Genomic DNA, 19288 nt, shown 5'->3' on the forward strand with positions numbered 1-19288 from the left:
CCTCATGCGAAAATTTTACTACTTATTCCTGGCAATGTTGCTCCCAGCACTTGCCGGAGCCCAGGCTGTCGATTCCGTATACCTCCGTCAGCATTACGACCTCAATGAATATCACATCCCCATGCGGGATGGAGCCGAGCTGTTCACCGTGGTCTATACCCCTAAGGACAAGTCGCAGGACTACCCTTTCCTGATGAATCGCACCTGTTACAATGCTTCTAATTATACGAATTACCAGGCCCGGCGCTACCCTTCCGATTTCCTGATCCGGGATGGCTATATCCTCGTTTATCAGGACGTCCGTGGCCGCTACATGAGCGATGGCACTTTTGACAATATGCGACCAAACATTCCGGGCAACGATCCGTCGAATCCCGAGGATATCGATGAGAGCTCGGACACTTATGACACTATTGAATGGTTGCTGGAAAACATCGACAACAACAACGGTAAAGTGGGGATGTACGGCGTGAGCTATCCTGGATTTTATACTGCGGCTGCTTTGCCTGATGCACATCCGGCCCTGAAAGCGTCCTCCCCCCAGGCCCCGATTTCGGATTTCTTTTTTGACGACTTCCACCATCAGGGCGCTTACCTGCAAAGCTATACTGCCGCTTTTGCCGTTTTTGGATACCAGAAGGAGGAACGGACTCGCGAGCCCTGGTACCGGGATAAGATCATGCGATTTTATGGACAGCCTGCAGCGGACGGATATGACTTTCACCTGAGCCAGGGGCCCCTGAAAAACATCACAGAAAATTTCCACCACGATAATTTCTTCTGGCAGCAAATTGTAGACCATCCCAACTACGACAGTTTCTGGCAGAAAAGAAACATCCTGCCACACCTTAAGGATATTGACCATGCGGTAATGACCGTTGGGGGATGGTTCGACGCGGAGGATCTTTATGGCCCCCTGAACATTTATAAATCAGTAGAGGCCAGCAGCCCAAAGGCAAACAACATCATTGTTATGGGTCCCTGGGATCATGGCGGATGGGCGCGCGAACGCGGGCAACTCACCCACAACCACATCTACTTCGGGGACAGCATTTCGACTGGATACCAACGCGATGTAGAACGCAAGTTCTTCAATTACCACCTCAAAGGCGATGGGGAGATGGACCTGCCCGAGGCATATATGTACGATACGGGAATCAAGAAGTGGCAAAGCTTTACGTCCTGGCCGCCTGAAGAAATCGAGCCTGCCCGGCTGTATTTTGGAGCCAATGGAAAATTAAGTTTGGGTGAAGCTACAGAAGCAGCCGCCGAATTCAGTTATGTGAGTGACCCATCAAAACCGGTCCCCTATACCTCCCAGACCGAGGGCCTGACCTTCACCCCCAGGCGCTTTATGAGTGATGATCAGCGGCATGCCTCCCGCCGTCCGGATGTATTGACTTTTCAAACCGAACCCCTGGAAGATCCCTATACCATTGCCGGGGAAATCCTGGCAGCACTGGATGTGGCCATGACGGGCACCGACGCAGATTTTGTGGTGAAGCTTATCGATGTCTATCCCCAGGACCACCCCCAGTACGAACATAACCCGGACAATATCATAATGGGCGGGTATCAGCAACTGGTTCGCTCGGAAGTATTCCGCGGCCGGTTTCGAAACAGCTTCGAGAATCCGGAGCCTTTTGTTCCGGATCAGGTCAGCTCCATAAAATTCCGCCTGCAGGACGTGTTGCACACGTTTAAAAAGGGACATCGCGTCATGATACAGATCCACAGCACCTGGTTCCCGTATATCGATCGGAATCCCCAGAACTATGTAGACAACATCTACAAAGCTGAGGCTTCGGATTTTACCACTTCGACCATAACCCTGATGGGATCTTCCTATGTGGAAGCAGGTGGAAAAGTATCGGAAACCGGAGTGCAGCCGGTAAGTTTGGAAAAGGCTATTAAGGATTAGTCCCCTTCGAAAAGAAGGCGAAACCTCGAAACTATTGGCATTCAGATTCTTGCATTTTTGCGAGCATATTTTCCTACAAAATCGCTTCAGTTTACGGCGAATAATGCTATTCTTGCCTTCGTAACATTTAACCATATTATGAAGAATCGAATTGCTTTTTTTCTGGCTGCAACCCTGCTTGCCGCCAGCTTTCAAAGTTGTGGCGTCATGTTTGGCGGTAGCCGTTACAATGCTACAATTGTTGCCAAAGACAACCCCAATGCCCAGATCTATATCAACGGGGAATTCTATGGCCAGGGTCAAACCACTACCCTACTAAAACGCGACCAACCGCTTCAGGTAGAATTGCGGGAGGAAGGTTGCGAACCCGTGGTTAACAACTTTGATAACCGCTTCCGTACCGGAAACTTTATCCTCTCTGTTTTGAGCTGGGGTATTTTAGGTATCGCCGTTGATTTGGGAACCGGAGCTGCTTACAAGCCCGACCATAAGAACGATCCGGATATCGAAAGACTTTCCACTAAAGATTTCCGTTTCACCGTAAGCGGAGCAGATTGTGGCGATGGGGAGCCGGAAGCCGAAAAGGAATAATGATTTAGCGGGTCTTTACCCAATGCTAAGAATAGAAAAGCCGGGGAATTCCCGGCTTTTTTGTGGATACTAACCTACTAATAACCGCAAGTTATAGCGACTTTAAGTCTTTGATAACCGTAAAGGCCTGATCTACCTGCTCTTCGGAAACCAGAATGGTAAATTCATTAGTCGTGGAAATTACCTCATAGAGTACGATCCCCTCCCAGGCCAGGCGTTGGAAGATAAAGTAATAGATCCCAGGGACAGAAACATTTTCGGCAGGTAGCTTAACCGTAATCGAAGCCAGGTCTTCGGCTTTCTGACTCATCCGTTCCCCGGAGAACAGATTTTCGACCACGGCATTTAATTTATTACTCACCACTATGTTGAGTTCGTTTACCCCACGGGAGGAAGTGTAAAATACGTCCTGGTTGCGGTGAACTTCCTCAACCAACTTTCCCTGATTCTGTAAAATGGTTTCCGATATCAGGAAGGTATAGTCGGTAAGGGAGGAGCGAACCGTGATCTCTCCTATATTCTTAAGCACCTTTACAATACGGTGGGTGGCTCTAAATTCCAGATCGTCGGAAAGCCGCTTTAATGCCATAACAATAGCCCCGTTGCGTACCTCCTTGCCCAATTGGTCCTGAATTTCCGGACGGATTTGCCGGGACAACGAGGTCAGGTTGATTATACCCTGGGCGAGGGCCGATTGCAGGAAGGGTTTCTTCTTGATGTATTGCTCAACTACGGCAGATATTGTTTTCATTTCCCTAGATTCTCAATCAAACATAACAATTTGTTACATTACAAACAAAACTAGAAGAAATAAAAGGCATCTTCCGTGTGTCGGATCCGATATTGGTGTTTCCCTTGAAATTCAATGTAAATCACATCGAACCGAACTTCATAGTTACCCGAATAACTCCTTATATAATGATCGGCCGCCCGGATAAGGCGTAGCATTTTCAATTTCGGTATGGTAATCACAGGAGCCTCATAAAAACTCCCGCTCCGCGTTTTCACCTCCACGATAACCAGTAGATCCCGGCGCTGCACAATTAAATCAATCTCTGCATGCCGATACCGGTATTTCCGTTCAAGAATCTGGTAACCCAGTGCAGAAAGGTGCTCGGCGGCGATTTCCTCCCCTTTATCGCCAAGCTGCGTGGTGGTCTCCATTTTATTTCCCCGGATTGTGAAACTTTTGTGTATTTCATCGAAAAAAAGGGCATTTCGCCGCATTTATTAAGCAGTCCTTGTATTTTCGGGATGTCATTGAACGAAAAACCAAAACCTACGATACTAAGCAGTTTGTACGCGCGTTAAGACTTTGCCCCTAAACACATGAACGTCCTTAAAGCCTACAACGACTATGGAGTATTTTGTGAATTGCAATACGGCCTCGCTCGCCCCGTATGCAAACCCACTCGACAAAACTAGGGTAGAGCATTTGTTTAGGAGGCTGGGATTCAGCGCCTCCGCAGCTACTGTAAATCAAGCCGTTGGCCAATCGGCCACTGCGCTTGTAGACAGCCTGGTAGACGCCGCATTGGCGCTTCCACCTTTAGCTGCACCTGCCTGGTCTACCTGGACCCGGGCCGACTATCCCGAGGATGACGATGCGGCACGCCCTATTATCAGGGACCAAATCGCTACCCTCCGCCTGGATTATACCCAAAGCCTTCTGGATAATAACCTTCGGGACCGCCTCAGTTTTTTCTGGAGTAACCACTTTGTTACCGAGATCGATATTTACGACGGACCGGCATTCCTATTTGAATATGTGAACTGCCTGCAGCGAAATTCCCTGGGGAATTTCAAGACTTTCGTCAGTGAGATCGGCCTTACCAACGCCATGCTATATTATTTGGATGGTGTATTCAACAATGGTAACAATCCGAATGAGAATTACGCCCGGGAGCTTTATGAGTTATTTACCCTGGGTGATGGCAACGGGTACACCGAGGACGATATTATCGAAGCGGCCCGAGCCCTTTCCGGCTATACCGATCGCGGCGATGTACAATGGACCCCGGTAGCCTTCAATCCCGAACGCCATGATACAGGTGCTAAAACCATCATGGGCCAGACTGGAAACTGGGGTTATGACGATACCATCGATATCCTCTTTGACCAGCGACCTAACGAAATTGCCCAATACATCTGCCTGAAGCTGTATGAATACTTCGTACACCCGGATTCGAACGATGATGCCGGGAATGCCCAGACAATTATTAGTGGCATGGCCGCAACCTTTGTGGCGAACAATTTTGAAATTGCTCCCGTATTGCGTCAACTGTTCAAGAGTGAGCACTTTTTTGACGAGAATGCGATAGGAGTAATCATCAAGAGCCCCTTTGATCTGTACTTGCACATGATCAATGAGACCGGTTTCGCCTATGATCAGACGAATATTTCCTTTGCCCTCGAATCAGCGAGCCTGGTGGGTCAGACCTTATTTGACCCGGTAGATGTTGCGGGGTGGGAACGAGACCGTCAATGGATCAATACCAACTTTATTATTGGACGCTGGCTTACTTCGGAAGTAGTTTTCGAAGGGTTCTTCCAGGCCAACCAGGAGCAATTCCGAACCCTGGCCATGGATTTGGTAGGACCGGCGGACAGCAACACCAGCAATCCCGAAACTGTGGTTTCGGCTATCGTGGACAAATTCCTGCCCAAAGGCCTTTTGACGGCCCAGGACTTTGAAAATGCGATGTCCGTTTTCAAAATTGAAGACGTACCAGAGAATTACTATGGATCGGATTATATCCCGGGAGGATTAGGCTTGTGGATGCTCGCCGTTAGCCCGGAGGTTCCGCAACAGGTATTCCTCTTGCTTATGTATCTATCCCGCCAACCTGAATTCCAACTCAAATAAGCCTACGACTATGTGCAATAATCATATCCCTATACCCAAAGAACACCTCGACGCCCACGATAAGGAACACAAGGTTTGGAGCCGACGCTCCTTCCTTCAGGCATTAGGCATTGCCGGGTCAGGTTCTATGATGCTCGGCAGTAATATGCTTACGGCATCTGCTCCATCCCCACTGACTGCGGCAATCGCCAATGCCCCAGGCGATGGCATCCTGATTTTAATACGCCTTTCCGGGGGTAACGATGGACTGAGTACCGTTATTCCGATTGAGCAATACGATACCTATGCCAATGCCCGGCCGAATATTTACATTCCGGAAAGTAAGGTTTTGAAACTCACGGACGAATTTGGTGTTCCTTCCTACATGCAGGCGCTTGAAAGCCTCTGGGGGGAAGGATCCTTTAAGGCCGTACACGGTGTGGGTTACGAGGGGCAAAGCCTCTCCCACTTCACCGGTTCAGACATCTACGCCAATACCGACCTGACCACGACCGGATTTACCGGCTTGGATACCGGTTGGATGGGCCGCTACTTTGAAAACCTCTATCCCGACTACCTGATCAATCCTCCTGCATCACCTGCAGCTGTGCAGATCGGACAGTATGGAAACCTGATTTTCCAGGGAGAGGAAACCAATTACGCCTTCGTAGCTTCCAACATTGATCAACTCGAAGAAATTGCCCAGACCGGGGAGCAGTATAACCTCGATCCCACATTATTCGGAGATTGTATGTATGGCGATCAGCTTCGATTCCTGCGTGGGGTTGCGAATACCACCTATGAATATTCCGGATTGATCCATGCCGCCTACGAGCGCGGAAGGAATGATGTGGAATACCAGGAAAATGGTTTTGCCCGTCAGTTGGCGCTACTTGCGCGTCTGATCAAAGGGAACCTGGGGACCCGGGTTTACATGATTTCCATGGGTGGATTTGACACTCACGGAAACCAGCCGCTGGCTCACGAGCGTTTGATGACCAATCTTTCGGTTGCCGTAAAAGACTTCTACGAAGACCTGACCTTTACGGATCAGGACGATAAGGTGCTGAGTATGACCTTCTCGGAATTCGGACGCCGGATTTTCGAAAACGGTTCTAATGGAACGGACCACGGAAAGGCTGCCCCTACCCTGTTCTTTGGAGCAGGTCTGAACGGAAGTGCCTTTGTAGGGGATCACCCTTCCCTGGACAATCCGAACGGCCGAGGAAACCTGGAGTATACCATGGATTTCCGTGATCTCTACGCCACAGTACTGGCCGAATGGCTTTGTGTGGATATTCCGCTAGTAGAACAACACCTGCTCGGACACCCATATAACCCAGTTAATTTAGGATTCAACTGTTCCGGTGTGGACTTTGACGACATCGCTTACAGCGATCAACCGCCAACGCCACCTACCCCTCCGGACAGTAGTGATCCGAACCCGAATCCAAATCCTTCGGAGGAAATGCTCGATGCCATAGTGCATAAGCCTTTCTACCCGGATGCGGCAGGAGCCAATCCATATATCCGACTGGATATGCCGTTCACTGCCCATGTGGATATTACCCTGTACAACATCCTGGGACAGAAGGTCGCGACGCTCTATAACGAGATGATGCTCGAAGGAAGCCTGGAGATCAACGTTCGGGATCGGGTGCCAGCACACCTGGCAACCGGGAAATACATTTATAGAATCGGTGTACAGGACCGGTTCATGGCTAAATCCATTATGGTAGCCTAGAGCATAAAACCGCAATCGGCATTGCTTTCGAGCTTTGCAGCGGCGAAATGCATTCCCAATCTTACCGTTAATGCCCTCGGACACTGGACGCCCCTGATATTGTATCTGTCCAGTGTCTTCGAGGGCTTTTTTTTAGCTATTTTTGTGCCTTAAAACCTAAGGCATGCCGGCCAATCAGCGCCCTTTTAAGCGAACCTTAATCACCGCAGCCCTCCCCTACACAAACGGCCCGATCCATATCGGACACCTGGCAGGGGTGTATGTTCCTGCGGATATCTATAGCCGTTATCTGCGACAAAGCGGGAAGGAAGTACTCTTCGTCTGCGGAAGCGACGAACATGGGGTAGCGATCCCCATGAAAGCACGCAAAGAAGGGACGAGCCCTCAGGCGCTTATCGATAAATATCACGGCATCATAAAGGAGTCGTTTGAAGCCTTTGGGATTGCCTTTGACAACTATTCCCGAACCTCAGCGGAAATTCACCACAAAACCGCCTCTGATTTCTTTTTGCAGCTGCATGAGCAGGGTGGGTTCTCGGAGGAAGTCACTGAGCAATTATACGATCCCGAAGCCGAACAATTCCTCGCGGATCGCTTTGTGGTGGGTACCTGTCCGGTTTGCGGCCATACCGAGGCCTATGGGGATCAGTGCGAAAATTGCGGTTCCTCCCTGAATGCTACGGATTTGATTTCCCCCCGCTCGGCCATAAGCGGGGCCAACCCCATCCTCAAAAAAACAAAACACTGGTTCCTTCCCCTTGATCAGTCAGAACCCTTCTTGAGGGAATGGATTCTGGAGGGACATAAAGAGGACTGGAAAACCAACGTATACGGGCAGTGTAAATCCTGGATCGATGATGGCCTTAAACCCCGGGCGGTAACCCGGGACCTGGATTGGGGAATCCCGGTTCCCGTACCCGGAGGAGAAGGTAAAGTCCTCTATGTCTGGTTCGACGCTCCGATCGGCTATATCAGTGCAACACGCGAATGGGCCGAGCGGGAAGGAACGGACTGGGAACCCTGGTGGAAAGACGAGGATACCCGCATGCTCCACTTTATTGGAAAGGACAATATTGTCTTTCACTGTATCATCTTCCCTTCCATGCTTAAGGCGCATGGGGACTATATTCTGCCGGACAATGTGCCGGCCAATGAATTTCTGAACCTGGAAGGGCAGAAACTATCCACTTCCAAAAACTGGGCGGTCTGGCTGCACGAATATCTCGTGGATTTCCCGGATCTTCAGGATGTACTGCGTTATACGCTTACTGCCAACGCCCCGGAAACCAAGGACAACGATTTTACCTGGAAGGATTTCCAGGCCCGAAACAACAGCGAACTGGTTGCCATATTCGGGAACTTCGTTAACCGGGTAACTGTTTTGACCCACAAGTATTTCAACGGGGAAGTCCAGACCCCTGGATCGCTAACCGATATAGATACTGAAGTCCTGAAGGCTATTGGAAATTATCCATCGCAAATTGGAAAAAGCCTGGATCGATTCCGTTTCCGTGAGGCATCACAGGAACTACTGAACCTGGCACGTCTGGGGAATAAATACCTGGCCGATGAAGAACCCTGGAAAGTCATTAAAACAGATTCGCAGCGCGCCGCAACCATTTTGTACGTAGGTATTCAGGTAGCCGGAGCACTGGCCGTACTGAGTGAACCCTTCCTTCCATTTACCGCACAAAAGCTGCGGCGAATATTACGGCTAGGAGAAACCGGTTCGGCAAGGGCCCGTTTGGATTGGGACCTGCCGGCAACGGACCCGATTATTTTACCTGCTGGTCATACCATAGGACAAAGCGAACTATTGTTCCGAAAAATCGAAGATTCTGAAATTCAGGCACAACTCGATCGCCTTGAGGCGACTAAAAAATCAAATGCAATGAGTGATTCTAATGCAGACGCTACCGATAATTCCGAAATTGAAATCATCCCCCAGAAGGATACCATTACCTACGATGATTTTATGAAACTCGATCTGCGGGTGGGTACTATCCTGGAAGCCGAGAAAATGCCGAAGGCCGACAAACTCATTGTTATGAAGGTCGATACCGGTATTGATACACGAACCATTGTTTCGGGAATCGCCCAGCACTTTAAACCTGAAGAGCTAATTGGGAAGCAGGTTACTGTATTGGTCAACCTGGCTCCCCGACCTTTGCGCGGAGTAGAAAGCCAGGGGATGATCCTGTTGGCCGAGAATCACGAAGGAAAACTCATCTTCGTCGGGCCGGATCAGGACGGCGCGAATAATGGAGCGACCATTACTTAGTGCTTAAAATAGCTTACCATCCCATTTATAAACATCCTTTGCCAGAGGGACACCGCTTCCCTATGGAGAAGTACGAATTACTCCCCCAGCAGCTCCTGTATGAAGGAACCTGCAATGAGGAGAATTTCTTTGCCCCTGAAATAGTCGGGGACGAGGCGGTCTTTCGTGCCCATATCCCTGAATATGTTGCAAACCTGAAGGCGGGAGCGATACCTCCTCGGGAAATGCGGAAAGTGGGTTTTCCCTGGAGTCCAGCCCTGGTGGAACGCGAACTGCGTATTGCCCAGGGGACTATTCTTGGATGTGAATATGCCCTGAAATATGGCGTTGCGATGAATATTGCCGGAGGCACCCACCATGCTTATTCGGACCGTGGCGAAGCCTTTTGCATGCTCAATGACCAGGCTATTGGCGCACACGACCTCTTACATCGCGGCCTGGCCGAACGAATACTCATTTTAGATCTCGATGTGCATCAGGGTAATGGGACTGCTGAGATCTTTGCAGACGTCCCTGAAGTTTTTACATTCTCGATGCATGGTAAGGCCAACTATCCTTTCAGAAAAGAAACTTCGGATTGGGACATCCCGCTCGAAAAAGGGACTGGCGATCAGGAATACCTGACGATCCTGGAGGAAGCGCTGAATACCCTGGTAGAAAAGGTAGCGTCCGATTTTGTCTTTTACCTTTGCGGAGTCGATATTGTGGGTACCGATAAACTCGGCACCCTGGACCTGAGCGTTGCCGGGTGCCTGCAACGGGACGAAATGGTCCTACGTTGGTGCCAACAAAACAACTTGCCCGTCCAATGCAGTATGGGCGGCGGCTACTCCCCGGAAATACGAATAATCGTCGAGGCCCATGCGAATACTTTCCGCTGTGCCCAAAGGTTATTTTTCTAGGGTTTTAATACGTAAATTAGTGGTGAGAAACCCAATATGGGTTATCTGAAGTAATCTAATAATACGACCACCCATGCTCAAAAAGAAAGTAGAAGAGGCCCTAAACGGCCAAATCCGCGTAGAAGCTCAATCCTCTCAAATTTATCTGTCCATGGCATCATGGGCGGAGGTCAAAGGCCTTGAGGGAATATCCCAGTTCCTCTATAAACACTCCGATGAGGAGCGCATGCATATGCTGAAGTTGGTGAAATACATCAATGAGCGAGGCGGGCATGCTATCGTATCCGAACTGGAAGCACCCAAGACCGAGTTCGGCAGTTTCCAGCAGCTTTTCAAGGCCCTGTTTGAGCACGAAATGTATGTCTCGGAATGCATAAACAACCTGGTCGAAGTAACCCTGAATGAGAAGGACTTTGCGACTCACAATTTCCTGCAATGGTATGTGGCTGAGCAGATTGAAGAGGAAGCGTTGGCGCGTACCATCCTGGATAAAATCAGCCTGATAGGCGACGATAAAGGAGGACTCTACCTGTTTGATCGGGATATCCAGCAATTAACCGTAGATAGCGCAGCTGCCGACCCGGGAGCCTGAGAATTATCCGGGAACTCTAAGACAATTTGGGTCTGATTTGATCTTTTTCGCTTTTTTTATTTAGAATTAATAAAAATTACTAGATTTGTGTAGTCTTTCTACGCAATGGGTAAAAAGAAACAGAAAAAAGCCGCCGAAAAACTCCAAAAAATACGCTTGAAGCACCTGCAGCGCTTCCAGGAAATACAGTGTTCCGGAAAGGCCTGTAAATCCAAGTGCTGTAAAAAATACAAGAAGTGTGAGGAGAAACGCTGTAAACGCTGTCCCTGCAAAGACCTGCTCAAAAAGTGCGATTTTGTACTGGAATTGGAGCGGGTAGCCTAAGCCCGCTTAATTAGCCAAAACCTTATTAAAGCTTAGTTCCTGGAAACTCCAGCCAGGCTGTTATCCCGATTGAATCCCTGTAGCCAAACTAAAACTTCCGCGTCCTCAGAAACAAATTGTGCGTAATAGGAAGCTCGAAGGTGAAAGTAGTCGCCATGTGCGCACGCTTTGGTGCTCGAATGCTTATGGGCGGAGTACACCAACTGCTTGGCCAGAATATAGGTTGTAAATTCCTGAATGTCCTTATCCAGAAGCGCACGTTCATAGGCACGCTGGTCCTTCCAATAATCCAGCTCATCCTGTTCAGATGAAAAAACCAGAGTTTGCTCTAAAGTAGCGTCGTTCTGACCCTGACGGAAATAAAAGGATAAATGGTTAAGGGATGTTCTGCTATCCTGAGCCTGGTGAGCTGACTGACCTACCGCCTTGCCGGTGGCCGGAGTGAATCCATCATTATTGCCGTTACCCTGTGCCACACCCACAAGACTGAATGCCAGGCAAGTAAGCAGACAAAAATGTTTTCTGACGGGCATGATGATGGCTTTAAAATATGACGAATCACTTCTATAAAAGTTACATCAATCGGAGCGCAATTTCAAAGAAAAGGGGTCAGCGACCCCTTTTCTCCGATAAAGACCCCATTTTATTGCTTTCCAAGTAGCAAAAGTTCACTGCATCGAACCTCAGTTACATATTTGCGTTGCCCTTCCTCTGTGTCGTATTGGCGATGGATCAACTTGCCTTCGACAGCCACTTCCTTCCCTTTGACCAGGTAATTGGAAACGATATCTGCCAGCTTACCCCAGGCCACTACCTGATGCCATTGTGTTTCCGTTACCTTTTCTCCGGCGGCATTGCGGAAGGATTCGTTTGTGGCAACAGAAAAGCGCGCCCGCTTGCTGCCATTTTCATTTTCCGTAACCTCCGGATCCTGCCCCAGATTTCCAATTAACAGAACCTTATTTCTCAAAGCATTCATTTCTTATTGTATTCGTTTGTTCTTCGTTACGGGACTTTCCCGAAAGGTCAAAACTAGCCCGGGAAGTATCTGTAGTCGTGCTTTAAACATTTATACCCGTTTATAAATGTTTATGCTTATCTTGATTTGCACCAATCTCGCAAACCACTATTATGAAAATCAGTACCTCAAAAGACTTTTGGAGTAGTACCCTGCTCGGTCTTTTCCTATCGATCTTTTCCCTCTCCGCACAAGATTCAGACATCCCCAAGGCCATCGAAGAAGAGGCCACAGCAAACTCCCAACTCGAGGTCCTCGCGCATGAATTAATGGATCTTGTCGGGCCACGCCTGGTTGGCTCGCCTCAAATGGATAAAGCCCATGAATGGGCAGTCGAAACTTTCGCCTCCTGGGGAATAGAAGCCCAAAACGAAGCCTGGGGAACCTGGCGGGGATGGGAGCGCGGCATTTGCCACATAGACATGGTAGCCCCCCGGGTGGTTTCCCTCCACGGTCGTCAGTTGGCTTGGAGCCCTGCCACCCCAAAAGGAGGAATAACCGCGGAAGTTATCACACTTCCGGAAGTGGCCGATTCTTTGGCTTTTGCAAAATGGCTACCTGCAGTTAAAGGCAAGCTGGTTTGTGTTTCTATGCCTCAGATTACGGGCAGACCGGATTACAATTGGGAGGAGTTCGCTACCGAAGAATCCTTTGCGAAAATGAAGGAAATGCGCGATTCCCTCCAAGACGCCTGGCGTGCCAACTTGCGCAATACGGGATATACCTGGAGAACGCTGAACCAGGGCCTGGAAAAAGCAGGTGCCGCGGGTATTGTACAATCGCGCTGGTCGAATGCTTTCGGCGCAAATAAAATCTTCAGCGCCAATACGGAGCAAATTCCGGTAATCGATTTGAGCCTGGAAGACTACGGCATGGTGTACCGGTTATCTGAAAGCGGTAAATCACCGAAACTGCGGGTGGTAGCCGAGTCTAAAGAATTGGGAAGGGTTCCGACCTTTAATACCATAGCCACTATTCCCGGAACGGAATTGCCCGATGAATACATCGTACTTTCTGCCCATTTCGATTCCTGGGATGGAGGAACCGGAGCTACCGATAATGGTACCGGAACCATAACGATGATGGAGGCAGCCCGCATCCTGAAAAAAGTCTATCCCAATCCAAAACGAACCATCATCATCGGTCTTTGGGGGAGTGAAGAACAGGGTTTGAATGGCTCCAGGGCGTACGTAGAAGACCATCCCGAAGTAGTGGAAGGCCTGCAAGCGCTCTTTAATCAGGACAATGGTACCGGTCGGGTGGTAAACCTCTCCGGTCAGGGCTTTTTACACGCCTATGAATACCTAGGACGCTGGATGGAAGCAGTCCCCGAGTCAATTACTACCCATATCGAAACTACGTTCCCCGGCAATCCGGGAAGGGGAGGTTCGGACTATGCCTCCTTTGTGGCTATGGGCGCCCCGGCTTTTTCGCTTTCCTCCTTAAGCTGGAGTTACTGGAACTACACCTGGCACACCAATCTGGACACCTATGATAAGATTGTTTTTGACGATGTGCGAAACAATGCCATCCTGACGGCAATTCTAACCTATATGGCCAGCGAAGATCCCGAGCAGACTTCCCGGGAGAAAGCCGTACTATCGATTAATCCCAGGAGCGGCGAACGCCGCGAATGGCCAACTCCGCGAAGCCCTAATCGCGAAGGGGGAATGAATTAATAAGGGATTCCCCTTAATTTAAATCATCCAACTATGAGACTATTATACACCCTGGTTGCCCTGCTTCTGATCATGAGTTGCCGGCAACAGCAGTCGGATTCCGCGGCCGCTGAGCAAGTAGCAGTCCTATCCAATGGAAATGCCAGGGCTGAAGGATTATCCCCTGAGCGGCTGGAACGCATCGACAACATGCTGGAAGCGGCAATTGCCGAGAATCAAATCCCGGGGGCCGTTGCCCTTATCGCCCGAAATGGTAAGATCGTGTATCACAAGACCTTTGGGATGTCGGATGCGGAAAACGATATACCCTATAAAGAGGACGACATATTCCGAATTGCCTCGCAAACCAAAGCGATTACCAGTACAGCGGTAATGATGCTCTGGGAGGAAGGGCACTTCCGCCTGGACGATCCCATTTCAAAGTATATTCCAGAGTTCGCCGATGCCGGTGTCATGGAAACCTTTAATGAAAGTGACAGCACCTTTACGGTCACGCCCCTGGAAACGCCGATCACAATCCGGCATTTGCTCTCCCATACCTCTGGAATCGGCTATGGGATGATCGATGGGGATCCTCGATTTCGAAAAGCCTTTGCGAAGGCCGGGATTATCGATGCTTTTACCGCAGAGCCGGTAACCCTGGCGGAAAACATTCCCAAACTCGCCGGCATGCCCTTACATCACGAACCAGGGGAAGCCTGGACCTATAGTGAGGGGCTCGATGTCCTGGGACGTTTTATTGAAATAGTCTCCGGGATGCCTTTCGATGAATTCCTGAAGACGCGAATTTTTGATCCCCTGGGCATGAGCGATACCTGGTTTTACCTGCCCGACGCCCTATCCGAAAGGCTGGTACCGGTACAATACCAGGTGGAAGGCGAGTGGAAACGCTTTGAAACCCCTGTTTTTGACATCGATTATCCCATTAACGGAGCCAAAAGCTACTTCGCCGGTGGGGCGGGGCTTTCGAGCACGGCTAAGGATTACGCCACATTCCTCCAGATGCTTTTAAACCAGGGGGAATACAACGGAACCCGGATTTTGAGCCGCACGACGGTCGCTACCATGATGGCCAACCAGATCGGGGATCTCTGGGGCAATGGCGCCAAGGACTTCGGGCTTGCTTTTTCACGCACAACCGCCAAGGGTGTTGCCCAGGGTGGCGAAGGCGGCTGGGGCACCTTTGAATGGGGCGGTTATTTCAACACCCAATACTTTGCCGACCCCGGGGAGCAGCTCATCGGCATCCTGATGAAGCAAACTCAGAACGCCGCAACAGACCAAACCGGATGGAAATTTAAACAGATGGTTTTTGCCAGTATCGACGATTAGTTCTAACCAACCAACACTATTATGAGTACCCAACCACTACGAATCCTGATTTTTTTAATAAGCCTAACGCTATTCCTCCCGGAAGCCAGCCAGGCACAACGCCGTAAGGCTCCACAGGCCCCTGCAATGGCAGATAGCCTTTACAAAGGCCTGAAATGGCGCAATATCGGACCGTATCGCGGGGGCCGAAGTGTTGCCGCTACCGGCGTACCTTCGCTTCCCGGGACCTACTATATGGGTTCTACCGGAGGGGGAATCTGGAAAACGGAAGACGACGGACTCAACTGGGTCAACGTCTCCGACGGATTCCTGAAAACCGGAACCGTCGGCGCCCTCGATGTTTCCATGAGTAATCCCAATGTGGTGCTGGCGGGAATGGGCGAGCACGCCGCGCGGGGGGTAATGACTTCCATGGGCGATGGCGTTTACCTTTCCCGGGACGCCGGAAAGAGCTGGAAACATATTGGCCTGGAAGAAAGCAGGCATATCTCGGATGTCTGGATTCACCCTGAGGATGAAAACCTCTTTTATGTGGCCGTTCAGGGCGCGCAATACGGCCCCAGCGAAGCCCGGGGAATTTACAGATCGGCCGATGGAGGCAAGAACTGGGAGCGCATTCTCTATGTCGATGCCAATACCGGCGCCTCCTCCTTTGCAGCAGATCCGGACAACCCACGCGTACTCTACGCAGCCATGTGGCAACATCGCCGCTATCCCTGGACCATGGAATCCGGTGGAAAAAATTCGGGCCTGTATCGGTCCATGGATGGGGGAGACAGTTGGCAACAACTCAAAGGTGGTCTACCTGACGCATTCGGAAAAGCCGGGATTTCTGCCAGCGGAGGGAATTCGAACCGCGTTTATGCGGTAATCGAAGCCGAAGGGGAAAAGTCCGGGGTGTACCGTTCAGACGATGGCGGTGACAAATGGACCCAGGTCAGTAAGGACCGTATCAATGTAACGCGCTCCTGGTATTATATGGAGATTTTTGCCGACCCGGTAAATCCGGACCTCGTATATGTGCTGAACGCTCCGGTTACCCGGTCCATTGATGGAGGGCGCAGCTTTCAACCCATCCCTACCCCGCATGGGGACAACCACGATCTCTGGATCAACCCGCTGGACCCGAAAAAGATGATTAACGCCAATGATGGAGGCGCCAACGTATCCAATAATGGAGGGAAAAGTTGGAGTACACAACAAAATCAGCCGACGGCTCAATTCTATCGGGTAATTACGGACAATCGTTTTCCCTATTTTGTTTACGGCGGGCAGCAGGACAATTCCGCGATCGCCATCGCCAGCCGCACCAATGATGTTGGCATTGACTGGAAGGACTGGTACTCGGTAGCCGGGTGTGAAAGTGCGTATCTGGCCTTTGATCCGGATAATCCGGAAGTTGTTTTCGGGGGATGTTACCAGGGGATCATCGATCGCTGGGTTGCCTCCATCCGGGAAGCCAAACCCATTAACGAATACCCAGAGCTATCACTGGGAAATCCTCCCGAAAAACTCAAATTCCGTTATAACTGGAATGCCCCGATCATTGCCGATCCTTTCGACAGCAATACCATTTATCACGCCGGGAATGTGGTGTTCAGAAGCCGGAACCAGGGACAGAGCTGGGATATTGTAAGCCCCGATCTCACGCGCAATGAGGCCGACAAACACGGCCCCGGGGGAGGCCCGTATACGAATGAAGCCGCAGGAGGAGAAAACTACAACACCATCATGTACCTGACCGCATCGCCTCATGAGCAGGGAGTGCTCTGGGCGGGGAGCGATGATGGTCTCATCCACCTGACCCGGGATGGCGGACAAAATTGGGAACTCCGAAATCCACAGGGAATGCAGGAAGGGATCGTAAACAGCATTGAGATTAGCCCCCACGATCCGGCTACAGCTTATGCCGTTCTGATGCGCTACAAGTTCATGGACCTGCAATCCTATGTCTACAAGACAACGGATTACGGGAAAAGCTGGACTAAAATCACCAATGGATTCAAGGACCCGCACGGATTTGTACGCGTCGTTCGGGAAGACCCCAAACGCCCCGGGCTGCTTTATGCAGGTACGGAAACGGGGCTTTATATAAGCCTGGATCAGGGAAGCAATTGGCAACCCTTCCAACTGAACCTACCCATTGTTCCGATTAATGACCTCACTTTCCGCCACAACGATCTAGTAGCTGCTACCGCCGGCCGGTCGTTCTGGATTCTGGACGATCTGGCAGGACTACAGGCCTTCGCCGGACAGGCAACTCCGGCTCTGGGGCTGGCGCAACCCCGGGATACCTACCTATTTGTGGGCGGACATCAGGCCAAGCCATCCCCGGGTCAGGGGCAAAACCCGAAGTCCGGGGTAATTTTAGATTATTACGTCCCTGCAAAACCAGATTCTACGGGGATTCAATTAGAAATAATGCATAACGGACGCGTGATACGCTCCTACTCCAGTATTCCGGACAAAACCTTTAAATCCTGGCCCGGAGGCCCGCCAAAACCAGAGGTACTACCCGCCGAGGTTGGATTAAATCGCATGGTCTGGGATTTTCGCAGGGATCAGCTTCCTGCTGTTGAAAAAGTATTTGTGTTTGGCGATTATCGGGGTGCCCAGGTTGCCCCTGGATCCTATTCCGTAAAGCTCAGCGCGGGCGACCAATCCATAACGCGTGAGTTTGCCATACTTCCCCACCCCGGGGTTGATGCTACTGCCGAGGATTTTACGCAGCAGCAGCAACTGCTGGACCAAATAACCCAGGCCGTTTCGGACATGCATACCGGAGTGAACCAAATGCGAAAGGTAAAGGAACAGCTGCGGCAATATGAGCGATTGCTGGAAGAGGAAGAAAAAGCCGAGCCGCTGTTGGAAATGGGCAAATCCCTGCTGGAGCGCATCGATACCTGGGAGCAGAAACTTATTCAACCCAAGCAAAAGACCTTTCAGGATGTAATCAATTACAACAATGAGCTCAATGCCCAGCTGATGTTCCTGAAATCCTTTATGGAGTCTGCCGAACCGCAGGTTACCGATGGTGCCCGGGAACGCCTGTCCGATTTGCTGGCGACCTGGAACACCTTCAAGCAGGAAAAAGATGCCATTGTCCGGGAAGGGATGGCCGAATACAACGCCAAATACAAGGAATTGGAGTTACCCGCTCTGATTATGAATTGAAACTGCGTAGCGCAACCTTAATTTCCCGGCATGAAAAAGTGCCGGGAATGTGGGCTGCCGATATATGGGCGGAGTGACAAACGCTTTTGCGATGACGGTTGTCGCAACGCCTTTCACAATCGCAGGGCTCAGGGAATTAACCGGGAACTGCAGGGGACCCACCGTAAACTCCTCAGGAATTTCCGCTTGTTACAGGATTACGAAAGCTCAGGAATCAACCGGGTTAGGTTGGAGGAGTTGCTCCGACAAGGATTCGATCCGGAATCTTGTACAGGTTTAAAGACTGCTAAAATCCGGGGCAAGCGAAGGCGCAGCTTTTGGAGTAAAAAAACAGGCGGCACCGGGAGGTACCGCCTGATCTATACGTTGGCTTTTCGCGTGGAAAAAGGAGTAGTCCTTATTTCCAGTTTTGGGAGCTGAGTTTCAAAGCAGCTACCACAATATCTTTACGGCTGATCTGCCCTACCAGCAGGCCATCCTTCATTACCGGCAATCGGCGCCGATTGTTGCGGTGAAACACCCCTGCCGCATCGAAAATGCTCATGTCGTGGGGTATGGTTTCCACCTCTTTTGTCATAAATCGCTCTACACTTTTGTCCAGGATCGGCTGATTGAAATAACGGCTTTCCGAAATCTGTTTCATGCAATCTGCCTCTGAGACAATTCCTACCAGAAATCCGCTATCATCCAGGACGGGCCCACCTGAAATACGGTGTTTGGCAAAGGCTTCCATAACTTCCAGAATGGATTGCTCCGGATGAAAAGTAACCAGTTTGGTAGTCATATAGTCGGTGACCAGGATAGGAGCATCGAACTCCTTCTTGGCCGATTCTTTGGCTCTTCGGCCCTGAAAACTCTTAATGGCCATATGCTTCGTTTTTAGTC

General features: G+C 50.3%; 17 protein-coding genes. 12 read left to right on the plus strand and 5 right to left on the minus strand.

Features of this window, described 5'->3' with window-relative positions:
• The first annotated feature begins 4 nt into the window (after window positions 1–4).
• Both BM318_RS04205 and BM318_RS04210 read left to right on the plus strand, forming a co-directional pair.
• Complete coding sequence (locus BM318_RS04205; protein ID WP_092980918.1) at window positions 5–1921, plus strand: CocE/NonD family hydrolase; 1917 nt, start codon at window positions 5–7, stop codon at window positions 1919–1921.
• A gap of 138 nt (window positions 1922–2059) precedes the next feature.
• Complete coding sequence (locus BM318_RS04210) at window positions 2060–2512, plus strand: hypothetical protein (protein WP_092980920.1); 453 nt, start codon at window positions 2060–2062, stop codon at window positions 2510–2512.
• Between the two features lie 91 nt (window positions 2513–2603).
• Here the strand turns inward: BM318_RS04210 and BM318_RS04215 are convergent, their stop codons facing one another.
• Together BM318_RS04215 and BM318_RS04220 are read right to left on the minus strand one after the other, a co-directional pair.
• Window positions 2604–3263 carry an aspartate kinase gene (locus BM318_RS04215; RefSeq protein ID WP_092980921.1) on the minus strand — a complete coding sequence of 220 codons (660 nt, stop codon included), beginning with the start codon at window positions 3261–3263 and terminating at the stop codon, window positions 2604–2606.
• A gap of 50 nt (window positions 3264–3313) precedes the next feature.
• Window positions 3314–3676: a YraN family protein gene (locus BM318_RS04220; RefSeq protein ID WP_177218254.1), complete on the minus strand. Its 363-nt coding sequence runs from the start codon at window positions 3674–3676 to the stop codon at window positions 3314–3316.
• A 193-nt stretch (window positions 3677–3869) separates the two neighbouring features.
• On the opposite strand from BM318_RS04220, the gene BM318_RS04225 reads away from it, so the two are divergent.
• The 6 genes from BM318_RS04225 (at window position 3870) to BM318_RS04250 (ending at window position 11200) form a co-directional block, all read left to right on the plus strand.
• On the plus strand, window positions 3870–5378 hold the full coding sequence (locus BM318_RS04225; RefSeq protein ID WP_092980925.1) for a DUF1800 domain-containing protein: 1509 nt from the start codon (window positions 3870–3872) through the stop codon (window positions 5376–5378).
• Between the two features lie 10 nt (window positions 5379–5388).
• Window positions 5389–7101 (plus strand): DUF1501 domain-containing protein, encoded by a 1713-nt coding sequence (locus BM318_RS04230; RefSeq protein WP_092980927.1) that lies wholly within the window; start codon window positions 5389–5391, stop codon window positions 7099–7101.
• Window positions 7102–7264: 163 nt separating this feature from the next.
• Complete coding sequence (gene metG / locus BM318_RS04235) at window positions 7265–9382, plus strand: methionine--tRNA ligase (protein WP_092980928.1); 2118 nt, start codon at window positions 7265–7267, stop codon at window positions 9380–9382.
• The gene (locus BM318_RS04240) at window positions 9382–10284 is read left to right on the plus strand and encodes a histone deacetylase family protein (RefSeq protein WP_092980929.1); all 903 of its coding nucleotides are present in this window, start codon (window positions 9382–9384) and stop codon (window positions 10282–10284) included. Before metG ends, BM318_RS04240 begins: the two co-directional genes overlap by 1 nt.
• Window positions 10285–10357: 73 nt before the next feature.
• Window positions 10358–10876: a ferritin gene (locus BM318_RS04245; RefSeq protein ID WP_092980930.1), complete on the plus strand. Its 519-nt coding sequence runs from the start codon at window positions 10358–10360 to the stop codon at window positions 10874–10876.
• A 105-nt stretch (window positions 10877–10981) separates the two neighbouring features.
• Window positions 10982–11200 carry a hypothetical protein gene (locus tag BM318_RS04250; RefSeq protein WP_092980932.1) on the plus strand — a complete coding sequence of 73 codons (219 nt, stop codon included), beginning with the start codon at window positions 10982–10984 and terminating at the stop codon, window positions 11198–11200.
• Window positions 11201–11232: 32 nt separating this feature from the next.
• Here the strand turns inward: BM318_RS04250 and BM318_RS04255 are convergent, their stop codons facing one another.
• Both BM318_RS04255 and BM318_RS04260 read right to left on the minus strand, forming a co-directional pair.
• A complete protein-coding gene (locus BM318_RS04255; protein WP_143099919.1) occupies window positions 11233–11733 on the minus strand; it encodes a hypothetical protein in 501 nt (166 codons plus the stop codon).
• A gap of 110 nt (window positions 11734–11843) precedes the next feature.
• Window positions 11844–12179, minus strand: coding sequence for a single-stranded DNA-binding protein (locus tag BM318_RS04260; RefSeq protein WP_092980934.1), 336 nt, complete (start codon window positions 12177–12179; stop codon window positions 11844–11846).
• A gap of 152 nt (window positions 12180–12331) precedes the next feature.
• Here BM318_RS04260 and BM318_RS04265 point away from each other — a divergent pair, with 152 nt between their 5' ends.
• From BM318_RS04265 to BM318_RS04280, 4 genes are read left to right on the plus strand one after another with little or no spacing between them, the layout of a single operon-like run.
• Entirely contained in the window at window positions 12332–13897 is a 1566-nt protein-coding gene (locus tag BM318_RS04265; RefSeq protein ID WP_092980935.1) for a M20/M25/M40 family metallo-hydrolase, read from the plus strand.
• A 33-nt stretch (window positions 13898–13930) separates the two neighbouring features.
• The gene (locus BM318_RS04270; protein ID WP_092980937.1) at window positions 13931–15229 is read left to right on the plus strand and encodes a serine hydrolase domain-containing protein; all 1299 of its coding nucleotides are present in this window, start codon (window positions 13931–13933) and stop codon (window positions 15227–15229) included.
• 21 nt (window positions 15230–15250) lie between these two features.
• Window positions 15251–18403, plus strand: coding sequence for a VPS10 domain-containing protein (locus tag BM318_RS04275; protein ID WP_092980938.1), 3153 nt, complete (start codon window positions 15251–15253; stop codon window positions 18401–18403).
• Window positions 18404–18433: 30 nt separating this feature from the next.
• Window positions 18434–18823, plus strand: coding sequence for a hypothetical protein (locus BM318_RS04280; protein ID WP_092980940.1), 390 nt, complete (start codon window positions 18434–18436; stop codon window positions 18821–18823).
• Here the strand turns inward: BM318_RS04280 and BM318_RS04285 are convergent.
• Window positions 18801–19271, minus strand: a complete 471-nt coding sequence (locus BM318_RS04285; protein WP_092980942.1) for a CBS domain-containing protein — start codon at window positions 19269–19271, stop codon at window positions 18801–18803. The genes BM318_RS04280 and BM318_RS04285 overlap by 23 nt on opposite strands.
• Between the last annotated feature and the right edge of the window lie 17 nt (window positions 19272–19288).

Origin of the sequence: Robiginitalea myxolifaciens (assembly GCF_900115205.1) — a bacterium.
Classification (GTDB): Bacteria; Bacteroidota; Bacteroidia; order Flavobacteriales; family Flavobacteriaceae; genus Robiginitalea; species Robiginitalea myxolifaciens.